Raw genomic sequence first — 15073 nt, forward strand, 5'->3', positions numbered from 1 at the left:
AATTGACAACAAACTGACTGTTGTTCTGATCAACAATCTGCTCTTGTTGACGCAAACGACACGAGCTCACAGTCTGTCGCATAACGAAGGATACCGAGGAGCCGGGAAGCCACCCATGAGCAAATACCGTCGTCCTTACAGACGCCCTTATCGGCCAGCCCGCAAAAGCAATAGCATAAGTTTCCGCAGCATCTTATTGACTATATTACTCTTTTCCGCTCTCTTCGTGCTTATCGCCTATTTACCGATCCCATCCGCTCCAAAAGAATCTTTGAACGGCTCGACCTATGTAATCGACGGCGATACTGTGATCCTTGGCAAGATACATATACGTCTCAAGGGGATCGACGCACCGGAGATGCAACAGCAATGTGTCCGGGCAGGAAGCGCTTACGATTGCGGCAAGGAAGCTCGCAACATTTTGCGATCCAGAATTGGCAGGTCCTCGATTCGGTGCGAAACGGAGGGGCAAGATCAGTATAACCGCGATCTGGCGCGCTGTTATCTCGGTGAAACCGATCTTAACCGCTGGATGGTCGAGCAGGGCTGGGCCGTTTCCTATGGAGATTATCAGCGCGAGGAAAGAGACGCCCGTAGCAACCGGCGCGGCATATGGGCTGGGCAGTTCGAGCAGCCGTCCCTTTGGCGCAAGGAACATCGCAATGAGGAAACTGCACAGCAATCCGACCGTAGACCGCTGCTGGCTGTAATCGGCGATGCCCTTACCTATATAAGGGAGCATATTCGGACCTTCCTTGAAATGATCCTGCCCCGAAACTGATGGAATTCGCTGATACAATTCATGGAAAAACTAGACGAGCTCAGTCACTCGATCCGGGCCTGCCGTATCTGTCGCGACACACCACAATTTCTGCCGCCCTTACCGCATGAGCCTAATCCCGTCTGCATCGTCTCTGATACAGCGAGAATTGCCATTTGCGGTCAGGCTCCCGGCATTCGTGTGCACAACACTTCCCTACCGTTCAACGATCCGTCCGGGGAGCGCCTGCGGCAATGGCTCGGCGTGTCGCGCGAGGAGTTTTATGATCCATCACGCTTTGCCATCGTCCCGATGGGCTTTTGCTTTCCCGGCTATGACAAGCATGGCGGTGACCTTCCGCCACGCCGCGAATGTCGACAAACCTGGCATGACCGTGTTTTCGCGGCAATGCCGCAACTGGAATTCGTGCTGGTCGTCGGACAATACGCCCTGGCGTATCACCTGCCCGGCTATCGGGGCCGCAATCTTACTGAAACCGTCAGGAACTGGCGGCATTTCATCGAAACACCCAATCAGGCAGGTCGAATCGCCCTACCCCTGCCGCATCCGTCCTGGCGCAACAGTGGGTGGCTCAAGAGAAATCCTTGGTTCGATGCTGAAGTTGTGCCTGTTCTTCAGGCAAAAGTGCGAGACCTCATCCAAGACGATAAATAATTTTTACTCCATTCGTTTTCATCAGAATATTTTTCCTGTAACTTCGGATCATTGCGAACCATAAGGTATGACGTTTCACCTATTCGCAAAGTTCGGGAAACGATTTCTAAAACCGGGAACGGAAACGCATGGACAGGCTCGACAGGAAGATACTGCGCTTATTGCAGGAAGACGCGACACTTGCGGTGGCAGACGTTGCCAAGAAAGTTGGCCTTTCCACGACGCCATGCTGGCGCCGCATCCAGAAACTCGAAGAAGATGGCGTCATCAAGCGCCGTGTCGCCATTCTTGACCCCATTCGCGTCAATGCGCGGGTGACGGTGTTCGTGTCGGTGCGCACAAGCTCCCACAGCCATGAATGGCTGAAGCGCTTCTCCGAAGTGGTTCAGGAATTCCCTGAAGTCATCGAATTCTACCGCATGAGCGGTGATGTGGATTACCTGCTTCGCGTGGCTGTGCCGGACATCGGCGCTTATGACGCTTTCTATAAGCGCCTCATCAGCAAGATCGAAATTCGCGACGTGTCTTCTTCTTTTGCCATGGAGCAAATCAAATACACAACCGAATTGCCGCTCGATTACATGGTGCTCGACAAAGATAACAACTAACGCTTTTAAGCTGTTGATTTAAAAAAAAAGCCCGCTCTAGAGCGGGCTTTTTTGATTGCGCTGGCGACCGTTATTTCGAGCCGGATATTCCAGCTTGTTCGAAGGTGGCCATGCCGCTATGGCAGAGCGCCGCAGCCTTGACGATACCTGCAGCCAGCGCCGCACCGGTTCCTTCGCCAAGGCGCATTCCCATATCGAGAAGCGGCTGCTTGCCCATCTTCTCCAGAAGCTTGCGGTGACCCGGCTCGGCGGAAACATGGCCGAACAGGCAATGGTCTATGGCTTCCGGATTGGCGGCAAAGAGAACAGCAGCGGCAGCACTTGCTACGAAGCCATCGACGATGACCGGAATTTTCTCCATGCGCGCGGCAAGGATTGCACCCGCCATGGCCGCAATTTCACGACCGCCGAGACGGCTCAACACTTCCAGCGGGTCCTTCAGATGTGCCTGATGGAAGGCAACGGCCTGGCGCACGGCCGCAAGCTTGCGTTCGAGCAATTCGCCCGTCGATCCCGTACCCGGCCCGACCCAATCTTCCGCCGTACCACCGAAGAGCGCCAGCGCGATAGCCGCGGCAATCGTGGTGTTACCGATACCCATTTCGCCGATGCACAAGAGATCGGTTCCACCGGCAATCGCTTCCATGCCGAAGGCCATGGTCGCAGCGCAGGTGCGCTCATCCATGGCCGGTTCTTCCGTAATGTCCCCTGTCGGGTGTTCGAGTGCCAGATCAAAAACCTTCAACCCAAGATCATTGGCGATGCAGATCTGGTTGATTGCTGCGCCACCGGCGGCAAAATTCTCGACCATCTGTGCCGTCACGCTTGGCGGAAACGGGGTGATATTCTTGGCCGTAACGCCGTGATTGCCGGCAAACACGGCCACCAGCGGGCGATTGATCTGCGGCATGCGCTTGCCGGTCCATGCGGCAAGCCATGCCACGATCTCTTCCATGCGTCCGAGCGAACCGGCAGGCTTGGTCAATGTCACCTCACGCTCCCGAACAGCCCTCTCAGCCCCCAGATCGGGACCCGGCAGATTTCGGATCAATTCTCGGAAATCGTCAAAAGGTAGGCCGCTGGCGCTCATAAGTTTAGTCCAATCAATGATGGGAGGTGTAAATTCGTTGGGCTCGTCCTATAAGCACTGACGCGAATTTTCAAATCACCTCTTTGAGTTGAAGCAACATTGAGGCGAATTATCGCGGGAATCCGTTTCGGGAAACAAAGTGGAACAGTCACTTGCAGCGAAATAGTCTCATTGGCGACACGATCCGGAGTCTGGGCTTTCTGAGCCGCCTGCCGCTTCCACAGAGCTGGTTCGAGAACGGTGATGATTCGTTGCCCCGCAATGCCCGCGCCTTTCCGCTCGCGGGAGCGGTGCTGGGCCTGCTGGCAGGCGCTGTGCTTTTCATGACCTATAAAATGAACCTCCCGCCCCTCGCCTGCGCGCTGCTCGCAATTGGCGCCCTGGCGGCGATGACCGGCGCACTCCATGAAGATGGCCTGGGCGATACTGCTGACGGCTTCTTCGGCGCATCTTCCGTGGATCGCCGGCTGGACATCATGAAAGATTCCCGCATCGGAACTTTCGCCGCGCTGACGCTGATTGTCTTTGTCGGTTTGAAGGCCGCTCTTTTGATGGCTATCATCGACCGTGCGGGTGCAGGATATGCAGCAATTGCGCTGATCGGCTGCGAAGCGGCAAGCCGCGCTGGCATGCTGGCATTCTGGCACGCCCTGCCCTCCGCACGACCCGGCGGACTTTCCGACAGCGTTGGCCAGCCGCAATGGGAAACTGTTGTTTGCGGTGTCGGGATCGGGCTGCTCTTTCTTGTCCTCACGCTCATACCAGCAGGCGGATTTCTCTCGCTCATCAATGCGCTTGTGCTGGTAACGGTTCTGCTTCTCGGCTTTGCCAGACTTTGCATCGCAAAAATCGGCGGGCAGACAGGCGATACACTGGGCGCGGCACAGCAGATCGGGTCGGTTGCCGTTCTCGCCGGGCTTGTCATGGCCCTTTGATGCAACCACATTGCATTCATGGACACGACAACTATCGAATCCCCGTGCATATTGGTTTGCACAATCGATACCGAAACCGGCTTCTGCCTTGGCTGTGCCCGGACGCTGGATGAGATCGCACGCTGGTCCAGCATGAGTGCGGAAGAGCGATTGGCCGTCTGGGCGCTTCTCGATGACAGGCACGAGATTATTGTAGAAAAGAGAATTGGCTGATGGGGCGCTTTTTCTGGCTCATTATTGCGGCAGTCGCGATTGTTGTCCTGCTGCTGATGTCCAACAATGACAGCGGCTCAACGCTTGGCATGGACAATGACGTGTTCGCCCGCGCAGCCTATCTCGGCATATGGGGTGTCGTGCTTGCCGCCGGTCTGCTCGGCTCCGGCATCAAGCTGACCGACTTTGCGCGTAACATGGCCATGTGGGCCGTGATTATTCTCGGTCTCGTTGCAGGCTACCAGTATCGTTATGAGTTGCAGGACGTCGCGAGCCGGGTCACGGCTGGGCTGATCCCCGGAAGCCCTATTTCCGGTCGCAATGCCGATGGCACCCTGACCGTCACGCTTGCAAAGGCTGCGAATGGCCATTTCGAGGTCAACGGACGCGTGAATGGCGAACGCGTTCACTTTCTGGTCGATACCGGCGCGTCCTCGGTCGTCCTGTCACAGCAAGATGCCGAGCGTGCAGGCATAGACACCGCCTCGCTCAACTATTCCGTTCCGATCACGACCGCCAACGGCATGGCGAGTGCAGCAGTCATCAACATTGCCACATTGCAGATTGGCGACATTGAGCGCCAGAATGTGCGCGCCATGGTGACCAAGGAAGGTCTGATGACAGGCAGCCTGCTTGGCATGAACTTCCTGCAAACGCTCGGCGGATTCACCGTTCGTGGCGATCAGCTTATTCTTATAGATTAAGCAGCCTCTGCTGCCGCTTCAGTCACAACGGCATAAGCCTGACGCAGAACGTCACTCGTCGCGCCCGGCTTGGTGGCATCCGTCGAAAGGATTTGTCGCCAGCGCCGTGCGCCCGGCTGTCCGGTAAAAAGCCCTACCATATGGCGGCTCACATGCGAAAGCCTGCCGCCTGACGCAATATGGCGATCAGTATAAGCGCACATGTCATCGATGATATCAGTGATCGAGGTATCTGCCTGTCCACCATCATAAAGGCGCGCATCCACCTCTGCCAGAAGTTCGGGGTTATGGTAAGCGGCGCGACCGAGCATCACCGCATCGACCTTCCGCAAATGCGTTTCGGCTTCATCAAGCGTGTTGATCCCGCCGTTGATGCCAACGAAAACGTCGCCAAGCCGTTCCTTGAGGCGATAGACGCGATCATAGTCGAGCGGCGGAATCTCGCGGTTCTCCTTGGGCGACAATCCTTTCAGCCAGGCCTTGCGGGCATGGACCCAAAGCGCATCCGCGCCAGCGTCGAGTGTCACGTCGGCCAAAGTGTCCAGTGCAACTTCCACGTCCTGATCGTCAACGCCGATACGGCATTTGACGGTAACGGGCACGGAAACGGCCTCTTTCATTGCTGAAACGCAACGCGCCACCACATCCGGGGTCTGCATGAGACAGGCTCCGAATGTACCGGACTGCACGCGATCCGACGGGCAACCGACATTGAGATTGATTTCATCATAGCCGTAATCGGCACCGATCTTCGCAGCTTCTTTCAGCTTCACCGGATCGGAACCACCGAGCTGCAGCGCCACAGGATGTTCGGCAGCGTCGAAACCCAGCAACCGGTCACGCGGGCCGTGAATGATAGCATCCGCCACCACCATTTCGGTGTAGAGCAATGCGTGCCTGGAAAAGAGCCGGTGAAAATACCGGCAATGCCTGTCCGACCAGTCGATCATAGGCGCAACGGCAAAGCGAACATCCGGATAGTTGCGTTTTTTTGATTTTATTTCAGTCATTTATACAACAATCCTGAGAATGCGATTCAGACGCAATCGGTGCTTTCGACATCTGTTTAAATTCGGAATGATGCCAAAAGCCACAATTGATCAAAATGATCAAGTTTCGCCACTCTTGCAGTCACCAGCGCTCAATATAGTGACCCAGGCAGAATTTTAATACCCGACACGAAAACTCTGGCCGCTCCAGAGAGTAGAATGCCCTGTCTTCTCGCCAATTACGCACTATGATTGAGTGCAGAAGCATTCTCCCGATTCTCATCTGCGCAATTCAAGGAAATTCGGTGTGACCTCCTTTTCCCCTTTCGGCAAATCATTCGATGCGTTTCTTTTCGACATGGACGGCACAATACTAAGTTCCATCGAAGCGACCGAACGCGTGTGGAGCGAATGGGCCATACGCCATGGCATCGATCCGGTCACGTTTCTCCCGACCATTCACGGTGTCAGGGCAGTCGAAACCGTCCGCCGGCTTGCGCTGCCGGGTGTGGACCCGATCCGCGAGGCGGAGATATTGCTTCAGGCCGAAATGGCGGATCTGGACGGCATTGCACCTATTGACGGCGCATATGACTTCCTCAGTTCATTGCCGCAGGATCGTTGGGCAATCGTGACCTCGGCACCACTTGAACTTGCTACCCGTCGCGTTGCCGCAGCAGGACTGCCGATGCCGCAGACCATCGTTTCCGCCGAAGACGTGGAGCGCGGCAAGCCGAGCCCTGAATGTTTCCAGCTTGGCGCAAAACGGCTTGGCTTCGATCCACGCAATTGCCTTGTGTTCGAGGATGCGCCAGCCGGTATCGTTGCAGGAGAAACTGCCGGTGCGAGCGTTGTCGTGGTGACGGCGACGCACCCGCATTCCCCGAAAACATCTCATCTGAGCATTGACAGCTATCGCTCTCTGCAGCTCGATATTCTGGATGATGGCAGACTGGCGCTGGAACCGACAAGCCCGGTCCCAGTGGGCTAAATAACCCGCCGCCCTTCCCGCCAGACGGTGCGGATGATCGGAACATAATCGGCAATCTGCACCCGAACCAGATCAGCTCGCTTGCCTGCGAGAATCTCGCCGCGATCCTCCAGCCCTACCGCTTTGGCAGGGTTGGCAGAAACCAGTCGAATAGCTTGAGGCAGCGAGATATTTTCGGCGACATCTGCGAGAAAGAACGCCGATTGCATCATGCTGGCCGGAATATAGTCCGACGATATGATGTCGAGATTTCCAGCTTCCGCCAACTCGCGCGCGGACACATTTCCCGAGTGCGAACCGCCGCGCACGACGTTCGGCGCTCCCATAAGCACCGACATCCCGGATTCTTTTGACGCTTTCGCAGCTGTGTGTGTCGTGGGAAATTCCGCGACGCGTATTCCCTGTGCCTGTGCTTCTGCGACATGCTCTGTCGTTGCGTCATCGTGGCTCGCCAGAACAACGCCGCGCTGGTGGCACAATTCGGCAATCGCCTTGCGTGTCGGCGCGGAATATTGCTGGGACTGCCCGATACGCCGCTCGCAATAGAGCCGGAACTCTTCTTCCGAGAATTTCAGCTTGCGGATGAAATAAGTCTTGTAGGTTTCGATATCCGTGAACTGGCGCTGCCCCGGTGCGTGATCCATCAGCGACACCAGCCTGACCAGCGCCTGATTGCCAAACTGTTCGAAGGCCGGAAGACAGTCAGGCGCCGAAACCTCGCAACGCAAATGCAGGAAATGGTCGGCGCGCAGACGGCCCGCATCGCGGCCTTCTGCAATTGCCGACGATAGCTTGCGCATATCGTCAATGCCCGTCTCGGCGTCGTCATCAAAGCCAATGCGCAATGCGTCGAAAACCGTGGTAATCCCTGAGGCGGCAATCTGGGCATCATGCGCCTGTACGGCGGCAATCGGGTTCCAGCGCACTTTCGGGCGCGGAGCATAGTGCCCTTCGAGATGATCCGTATGCAGCTCAACCAGTCCCGGCGTCAGGAAGTCGCCTTCCATATCCTCGCCGACACCGGATGCGCCGGCGGAAATATCGACGATCTTGCCGTCAACAAGCTTCAGGGAACCGAGAACGACATCGTCGGAGAGTACGATGCGGGCATTACGCAGAACCGTTTCATTTCCCATTGCTTACGGCCTCCCAACCGCTCGTGAGGCCCGAGCAGATGCAATCTTGCCACCTGTCAGAGGATGCAGCGAATGAATCTCGAAAGGAGCCCCTTTCTCAGGTTCCACGAACAGTGCGAGATTCGCAACCTCTACGGCGTCGTCCAGCAGTGGCGTGAAGAATTCGTCCAGCGTCCGTTCCACGCGAGCGCGGTCTTTCTCCTCAACCGGGCCGGTCAGCGTCATATGAAAGCGGAACTCATCGAAAACATAAGGATAACCCCAGCGCTCGATGTTGTGCCGCTGTGTCTCGCTGAGACGTTCCGGTCGCCGCTTTGCAATTTCCGCCTCGGTGAGCGGTGCGCGAAACCGGTCGAAGGCAACCACAACATCATTGGCGAGCTGGTTAAGCTCGGCAACTGACTCTTCCGGCACGAGAGCGAAGAACGGGCCAATTGCGTGCAGCTTCAGACGCGGAATGGTAACAGGTGAAGCCGATGATGCGAAATGCATCAATGCGGCCAACAGATCATTTTCGGTGTGTCCATCATCCAGACGGAATGGAGCCTTCATCGTCGCATGAAAGCCATAACGGCGCGGCTCTTCGGTCAGCTTGGCGATTTCATCGGTCGCAAGCGAGCGAATCGCAGGCATCTTGACCGGCTCGCCACTGAACGCGCTTCGTCCGAGCCAGTTTGCGGCAACTTTCAAAAGCGCATCGTTGGATGGCGGCGTGAAATAAATCGCATAACGCATGTCAAATCCTTGGCTGAGGTTCGCTACACGACGTCAGCGGAACTCCAAAATATCAGGTAATGCATCGTGCTTTTGAAAAGCTATCCCGATTTTGAGGGCGATGCAGTCGGGGGATGCTTACACAATGAATGTGGCAAGTCGATAAAGGCTGGATGACTACCGACAAAGCAATTTTACATAGCGGCAAATTAGTATAGGCGTTAGCGCCATTGGAAGTGAGGAGACTGACATGGGCGGATTTGCGTCTATCGGCGAATGCATGATCGAGCTTTCGGGCAATGAAGGCGATCAATGGCGCATGGGTTTTGCAGGCGATACGCTGAACACTGCCTGGTACATGCGGGCGCTGACAGAGAAATCCTACCCTGTCGAATATGTAACCGCTTTCGGTGAAGACAGCTTCTCCCAGAAGCAGCGTGTATTTCTAACATCGAACGGTATCGGAATCGCCCATAGCCCCGTTATCGACGGGCTTCATCCCGGTCTTTACGCAATCACGCTTAACGGTGCCGAGCGCTCGTTCACCTATTGGCGCAGCGATGCTGCTGCCCGGCGCCTCGCCAGTGATCGCAAGGCTTTGGAAAAAAGTCTGACTGGCCGCGACATTATCTATTTTTCGGGCATTTCAATCGCCATCATCCTGCCCGAGCATCGCGAGACGTTCTTCGATGTCTTACGGGAATGCCGTGCAGCCGGTTCGCGAATCGCATTCGACCCGAATTTCCGTCACCAGCTCTGGCCTGACCGGAAGGTTGCGCAGGAGATCATCAGCGAAGCCATGCGCATTGCCGATATTGCACTGCCCACGTTCCCCGATGAACAGGCGCTCTTTGGCGACAAGGATGCAGAAGCCTGTGCAGATCGCCTCGCCGCTCTTGGCGTGAAAGAAATCGTCGTCAAGGACGGTACGGAACCGGCTCTGGTCGTCTCTGGCAAAGAAAAAACGCTGGTTCCGTCCGTCGTGGCCAAAGCCGTTGACACCACGGGCGCTGGCGACAGCTTCAACGGTGCCTATCTTGCCGCAAGATTGAAAGGACTCGTCCCAGTGGACGCGGCACAGAAAGCCCATCTGGTTGCGGCACGTGTCGTCGAGATACGCGGCGCGCTCGCTCCGATGGAAACCGCACGCGCCGCTTTTGCGGATTGATTATTTTTCCCGCGTAAAACTGAAATGGCTGGTCTGGGCATAAACCTCGCCCGGACGCAATATCGCCTGCGGAAAATACGGGTATTCCAGCGATCCCGGCCAGACCTGTGGCTCCAGACAGAAGCCAGCATGTTTTCCGTAAGGCTTGCCCATTAGGCCGATGCAATCATTGGCCATGGTATTGCCCGCATAGAACTGAACGCCCGGCTCCGTCGTCGAAACATCGAGACGAATACCGGAACGAGCGCCCTTGACCGATGCACATGGGCGTAATGGTCCCCGCGCTGCGGTCATGCAGAAGTTGCTGTCGTATTGAACCTGGCTACCATTTTCCTCGAAGCGAATCGGACGGAACTCCCGGAAATCGAAAGGCGTTCCCCTGACAGGCAGAACGCGTCCGTCCGGAATCAGGGCATCATCGACCGGCATGTAGGCATCGGCCGCGATCTTCAGTTGGTGATCGAGGATGTCGCCCTCGCCACCGTCATCGAGATTGAAGTAGCTATGGTGTAGCAGATTGCAGACGGTCGGCTTGTCGGTCACGGCCTCCAAACGAACGATCAGCGTTCCGTCCCCATTGAGCATATATGTGCAGCTCACATTCAGATTGCCGGGAAAGCCCATCTCGCCATCGGCTGCTACAGTTGCCAGCGTCACGAAATCGGGACCTGTCCCAGTTATCTTCCAGACGCGATTGCCAAGCCCCTTACTGCCGCCGTGCAGATTATGAATACCCTGAAAATTGGGCTCCACTTCGTAAGTCGTTCCGTCCAGATCAAACCGGGCATTGCGAATACGATTGGCCGAACGCCCCGCAATCGCGCCCAGATGCGGTGAATGGGCGGGATAATCGTCAAAGTCGCGATAGCCGATCACGAGAGGAGCCGAATGGCCCTCCATGCGCAAATCCTGAATGGCAGCGCCCCAATTTATGATCTTGGCCGTCAACGGCCCGTTGGAGATGGTAAGCCGGTGAACCGCCTGCCCGTCCGGTGCATGTCCAAAGATTTCCGAATTCACGTTTGCCCGCCTGTAAATGATGCAGCAATGAGAAGCTCATGAAGCCGCATCAAAGCGTAGGAAGCAAGACACATCGTGATCAAATAGTGCTTTTGAACCAATCCTGGTTGAACGTGTCAACAAGTCATTCTGGCACTATTATCCTATTTAGAAAAGTTTATATTCTACTCAACAAATTACTGTTCTTCATTTTCAAATACTAAATTAGAGGCATACAAATGAAATCAAATTTCCAGAAAGTCATTCCTTATATTTTTAATGAAGAAGGCGGCTATGTAGACAACCCGTCTGACCCTGGTGGCGCGACTAATATGGGTATCACCATCGCAACCCTGTCTGCGTGGGAGGGCCACCAAGTATCGCCGGAAGATGTAAAGAAAATGACGCAGGCGACCGCCACTCAAATCTACCAAACACAATTTTGGAACAAGATCGACGGAGACAATCTGCCTTCCGGCATCGACTACGCCGTATTCGACTTCGCGGTCAATTCGGGGCCAGGGCGCGCCGCCAAAATGCTGCAAAGCGTTCTTGGGTTGCCCGAAGACGGAGTGATTGGAGCGCAGACGGTGACGGCAGCAAACACACGCCCCGCAGAGGAGGTCATCAATGCCTTGTGCGACGCACGTGCATCGTGGCTGGAAGGCTTGTCTACAGCAGCATCATTCGGGAGAGGCTGGCTCGCCCGTGTCGGCCGGGTACGTTCTCGCGCTCTGGCGCTTGCGGCCAATCCGCCGGTTGTCCAGCCCGCCGAACCTGTGACTGAGATTTCCCCCAAAGCCCGGCAGAGTGACACGGCTTTCACATCGGCATTGAAGCACCCGGAAGCCATAGGCACGATGGGGAGTGTGGCATCTGGACTTGCGGCAATTGCATCAGGAAATGGCCCTGTGCAATACGCATTGGCAATCGTCATGATAGCATGTGCTGCCGTAGGCCTCTGGTACTTTGTCAGGCGCGTGAGGAACGAACCCTAAACCTCCAAGATATAGTCGCAATAACTCAGTTTTGAGAATGTTTCCAAAATTAGAGTTTGCCTTTATGTTGCGCTTCGCATGTTGCGCGCCTTATATGCGCTTTTGAAAAGCTTGGTGGTTGTGAAAGTAATATGACTTTCCCTCTCACCGGAAAAACGCTAGACACGCGCAAACAGTCAGATGTGTGCCAACTGTGGCACCGCCATGAATAAAGGAATCGAAACTTGTCCTCTACTTTTGACAAAGTCGCCGACATCATCGCCGAAACCAGTGAAATCGACCGTGACACCATCACGCCAGATAGCCACACCATCGACGATCTGGGCATCGACAGCCTCGACTTCCTCGACATCGTTTTCGCTATCGACAAGGCTTTCGGCATCAAGATTCCGCTTGAGCAGTGGACTCAGGAAGTCAACGAAGGCAAGGTTCCAACCGAAGAATATTTCGTTCTCAAGAACCTCTGCGCAAAAATTGACGAGCTGGTTGCGGCCAAAAAAGGCTGATCTGGCACATAATATGGCGGTATTGAGGGGTGGACAGAAATGTTCGCCCTGATTCCGTTTCTGGTATCGCGAAACCTTCGCTTGTCAGAGCAGTCTCAGCATCGACGGACAAACGGGACCCATGCAGAACAATAAAGTCGTCATCACAGGTATCGGCATCATCTCCTCGCTCGGCGAAGGGGTCGATGTGCATTGGAATGCTTTCTCGAAGGCTGGCACTGAACCGCACCTCGAAAGGCACGCCTTTGCGCCCTACACTGTTCATCCATTGGGTGAAGTGGACTGGAGCCTGCAGATTCCAAAGCGTGGCGATCAGCGCCAGATGGAAACCTGGCAGCGCCTCGGCACCTACGCCGCAGGATTGGCGCTTCAGGACGCAGGCATGAAGGACGATGAAGCGCTTTGCGCAACCATGGATATGGTCGTGGGTGCCGGTGGCGGCGAACGCGATATCGCCGTCGATATGCAGATTCTGGATGAAGGCCGCACTCGCAACGACCGCGGCGTCATGCTGAATGAAAAACTCTCGACCGAATTGCGCCCGACGCTGTTTCTGGCCCAGCTCTCCAACCTGCTCGCAGGCAATATTTCGATCGTGCATAAGGTGACCGGTTCGTCGCGTACCTTCATGGGCGAAGAAGGCTCCGGTCTTTCGGCCATCGAAACCGCAGCGGCACGCATCCGCACCGGTCAGAGCACCCATGCACTGGTCGGCGGCTCCTACAATGCCGAACATTTCGACATGATTCTCGGTCACGAGCTTGGCGGATTGCTCAAGCATGACGGCTGGGCTTCGCTCTGGCAGCGTGAAGGTTCTGCAGGTGGCGGCATGATTTCCGGCTCCGGCGGAGTATTCCTTGTTCTGGAAAGCGCCGACCATGCGGCAAAGCGCGGCGCACGTGCTTATGCGGAAGTGAGAGGCATCGAAAGCGCGCAGATTCGACGCGAAAGTGCTGACCTCGCCAACACCATCCGCGAACTCATCCTTGCAGCCAATGGCGGCAAGGAACCGTCCTATGTTGTTTCGGGTGCTTCCGGCGCTCATGAAGCGACCGGCGCCGAGAAAACCGCACTGGACAGTCTGTCTGCTGCCTATCGCGGCATTTCCGGCCTGACCGGTCATATGCGTGAAGCGCAGTTCCCGCTGGCGCTGGCACTTGCAGCCATATCCGTCTGGAAAGGCGAGGCTTTTGCACCGCTGGATACATCCGAAAAGGATGCCAGTGGTCCAATCAGCGAAGCAATTGTCACCACGGTCGGCGCTACGCGTGCCGAAGGCGCAGCAAAGCTGGTGAGAGTATAAGATGACGAAATATACAGACCATCTCGGCCGTCCCATTGTAGCCATTACTGGCGCTGGCGTGGTTTCCTCGCTCGGTCAGGGCAAGGAAGACAATTGGGCTGCTTTGACCGGCGGGAAATCAGGCATCCATGCCATCACCCGCTTTCCAACCGACAATCTCAATACGCGCTTTTCCGGTACGGTGGATTTCCTAGCCGAAAGCAATGTGGGCGCATCAGCACTCTCCGAAGCGCTGGCCCGGCTCGCCGGTGAAGAAGCCCTCGCACAATCCGGCCTTTCGTCTACCGATTTCGGCGGCCCGCTTTTTCTGGCAGCCCCCCCGGTCGAACTGGACTGGAAAAGCCGGTTTGCGCTTGATGCGACAGTGAAGAATGAAGGCCCGGCAAGCTATCAGCTTCTGCTGGAAGCCTGCCGTCGTGCGCGTCAGGACGAGCTCTTCAACACAACCCAGTTCGGCTATATCGCCGAACGCCTGTCGGAATCTTTCGGCACACGCGGCCTGCCGATCACGCTTTCAACCGCATGTGCTTCGGGTGCGACTGCGATCCAGCTTGGTGTCGAAGCCATCCGTCGTGGCGAAAGCGATCGCGTTCTTTCCATCGGAACCGACGGTTCCGTCTCTGCCGAAGCCCTGATCCGTTTCTCGCTGCTATCCGCTCTATCCACCCAGAACGACAAGCCAGAAAAGGCTTCCAAGCCCTTCTCCAAAGACCGCGATGGCTTTGCCATGTCGGAAGGTTCCGGCGCGCTGGTGATGGAATCACTCGAAAGCGCCGTTGCACGTGGCGCCAAGGTTCTGGGCATCCTGGCTGGTTGTGGCGAGAAGGCCGATGATTTCCATCGCACGCGCTCCAAGCCGGATGCCTCGCCCGCTATCGGCACGGTGCGCGCCGCATTGGCCGATGCCGGTCTGACCGAAGAGCAAATTTCCTATATCAACGCGCACGGCACTTCGACGCCGGAAAACGACAAGATGGAGTATCTGGCGCTTTCGACCGTATTCGGCGACAAGCTTGCCTCCATCCCGGTTTCGTCCAACAAGTCGATGATCGGCCATACGCTGACCGCTGCGGGCGCCATCGAGGCAGTCTTCTCGCTTTTGACGATCCAGACAGGCACGCTGCCGCCGACCATCAATTACGACAATCCGGACCCGGCTATTCCGCTTGATGTCGTGCCGAATGTGAAGCGTCAGGCGGAGGTTTCTGCCGTGCTTTCCAACTCGTTCGGTTTCGGCGGACAGAATACGAGCCTTGTTTTGGCGGCAAATCCGAATTAATCGGT

At 56.1% G+C, this 15073-nt stretch carries 17 protein-coding genes; 12 read left to right on the forward strand and 5 right to left on the reverse strand.

The genetic code is table 11. The features are described from left to right. Window positions 1–115 precede the first annotated feature (115 nt). The 3 genes from MKS82_RS04470 to MKS82_RS04480 all read left to right on the forward strand — a co-directional run bounded on the left by MKS82_RS04470 (window position 116) and on the right by MKS82_RS04480 (window position 2043). Entirely contained in the window at window positions 116–781 is a 666-nt protein-coding gene (locus tag MKS82_RS04470; protein ID WP_109987662.1) for a thermonuclease family protein, read from the forward strand. Window positions 782–793: 12 nt separating this feature from the next. Continuing rightward, a complete protein-coding gene (locus MKS82_RS04475) occupies window positions 794–1435 on the forward strand; it encodes a uracil-DNA glycosylase family protein (RefSeq protein WP_109987661.1) in 642 nt (213 codons plus the stop codon). Window positions 1436–1563: 128 nt separating this feature from the next. Then, on the forward strand, window positions 1564–2043 hold the full coding sequence (locus MKS82_RS04480; protein WP_010661230.1) for an Lrp/AsnC family transcriptional regulator: 480 nt from the start codon (window positions 1564–1566) through the stop codon (window positions 2041–2043). A 70-nt stretch (window positions 2044–2113) separates the two neighbouring features. Here the strand turns inward: MKS82_RS04480 and cobT are convergent, their stop codons facing one another. Next, entirely contained in the window at window positions 2114–3133 is a 1020-nt protein-coding gene (gene cobT / locus MKS82_RS04485) for a nicotinate-nucleotide--dimethylbenzimidazole phosphoribosyltransferase (RefSeq protein ID WP_109987660.1), read from the reverse strand. A 152-nt stretch (window positions 3134–3285) separates the two neighbouring features. Between cobT and MKS82_RS04490 the strand changes: the two genes are divergently transcribed. From MKS82_RS04490 to MKS82_RS04500, 3 genes are read left to right on the forward strand one after another with little or no spacing between them, the layout of a single operon-like run. Beyond that, on the forward strand, window positions 3286–4068 hold the full coding sequence (locus MKS82_RS04490; protein ID WP_109987659.1) for an adenosylcobinamide-GDP ribazoletransferase: 783 nt from the start codon (window positions 3286–3288) through the stop codon (window positions 4066–4068). A gap of 18 nt (window positions 4069–4086) precedes the next feature. Beyond that, a complete protein-coding gene (locus MKS82_RS04495) occupies window positions 4087–4281 on the forward strand; it encodes a DUF1289 domain-containing protein (RefSeq protein WP_109987658.1) in 195 nt (64 codons plus the stop codon). After that, window positions 4281–4985, forward strand: a complete 705-nt coding sequence (locus tag MKS82_RS04500) for a TIGR02281 family clan AA aspartic protease (RefSeq protein WP_109987657.1) — start codon at window positions 4281–4283, stop codon at window positions 4983–4985. Before MKS82_RS04495 ends, MKS82_RS04500 begins: the two co-directional genes overlap by 1 nt. On the opposite strand, the gene dusA is transcribed toward MKS82_RS04500, so the two are convergent. Then, window positions 4982–5995, reverse strand: coding sequence for a tRNA dihydrouridine(20/20a) synthase DusA (gene dusA / locus MKS82_RS04505; RefSeq protein ID WP_109987656.1), 1014 nt, complete (start codon window positions 5993–5995; stop codon window positions 4982–4984). The two genes, MKS82_RS04500 and dusA, sit on opposite strands and share 4 nt — an antisense overlap. Window positions 5996–6281: 286 nt before the next feature. On the opposite strand from dusA, the gene MKS82_RS04510 reads away from it, so the two are divergent. Beyond that, on the forward strand, window positions 6282–6965 hold the full coding sequence (locus tag MKS82_RS04510; RefSeq protein WP_109987655.1) for an HAD family hydrolase: 684 nt from the start codon (window positions 6282–6284) through the stop codon (window positions 6963–6965). On the opposite strand, the gene MKS82_RS04515 is transcribed toward MKS82_RS04510, so the two are convergent. Beyond that, entirely contained in the window at window positions 6962–8101 is a 1140-nt protein-coding gene (locus tag MKS82_RS04515) for an alpha-D-ribose 1-methylphosphonate 5-triphosphate diphosphatase (protein WP_109987654.1), read from the reverse strand. The genes MKS82_RS04510 and MKS82_RS04515 overlap by 4 nt on opposite strands. 3 nt (window positions 8102–8104) lie before the next feature. Beyond that, window positions 8105–8836, reverse strand: a complete 732-nt coding sequence (locus MKS82_RS04520; protein ID WP_109987653.1) for a DUF1045 domain-containing protein — start codon at window positions 8834–8836, stop codon at window positions 8105–8107. A gap of 229 nt (window positions 8837–9065) precedes the next feature. On the opposite strand from MKS82_RS04520, the gene MKS82_RS04525 reads away from it, so the two are divergent. Continuing rightward, window positions 9066–9983 (forward strand): sugar kinase, encoded by a 918-nt coding sequence (locus MKS82_RS04525; protein ID WP_109987652.1) that lies wholly within the window; start codon window positions 9066–9068, stop codon window positions 9981–9983. On the opposite strand, the gene MKS82_RS04530 is transcribed toward MKS82_RS04525, so the two are convergent. Beyond that, on the reverse strand, window positions 9984–11003 hold the full coding sequence (locus tag MKS82_RS04530; protein ID WP_109987651.1) for an aldose epimerase family protein: 1020 nt from the start codon (window positions 11001–11003) through the stop codon (window positions 9984–9986). 218 nt (window positions 11004–11221) lie between these two features. Here MKS82_RS04530 and MKS82_RS04535 point away from each other — a divergent pair, with 218 nt between their 5' ends. The 4 genes from MKS82_RS04535 to MKS82_RS04550 all read left to right on the forward strand — a co-directional run bounded on the left by MKS82_RS04535 (window position 11222) and on the right by MKS82_RS04550 (window position 15068). After that, window positions 11222–11980, forward strand: a complete 759-nt coding sequence (locus MKS82_RS04535) for a glycoside hydrolase family 108 protein (RefSeq protein ID WP_109987650.1) — start codon at window positions 11222–11224, stop codon at window positions 11978–11980. 224 nt (window positions 11981–12204) lie between these two features. Then, window positions 12205–12486: an acyl carrier protein gene (locus MKS82_RS04540; protein WP_006466638.1), complete on the forward strand. Its 282-nt coding sequence runs from the start codon at window positions 12205–12207 to the stop codon at window positions 12484–12486. Window positions 12487–12607: 121 nt separating this feature from the next. Then, window positions 12608–13789, forward strand: a complete 1182-nt coding sequence (locus MKS82_RS04545) for a beta-ketoacyl-ACP synthase (RefSeq protein ID WP_240578379.1) — start codon at window positions 12608–12610, stop codon at window positions 13787–13789. Between the two features lies 1 nt (window position 13790). Continuing rightward, entirely contained in the window at window positions 13791–15068 is a 1278-nt protein-coding gene (locus tag MKS82_RS04550) for a beta-ketoacyl-ACP synthase (protein ID WP_109987648.1), read from the forward strand. The last annotated feature ends 5 nt before the right edge of the window (window positions 15069–15073 follow it).

This window comes from Ochrobactrum sp. A-1, assembly GCF_022488005.1.
Classification (GTDB): domain Bacteria; phylum Pseudomonadota; class Alphaproteobacteria; order Rhizobiales; family Rhizobiaceae; genus Brucella.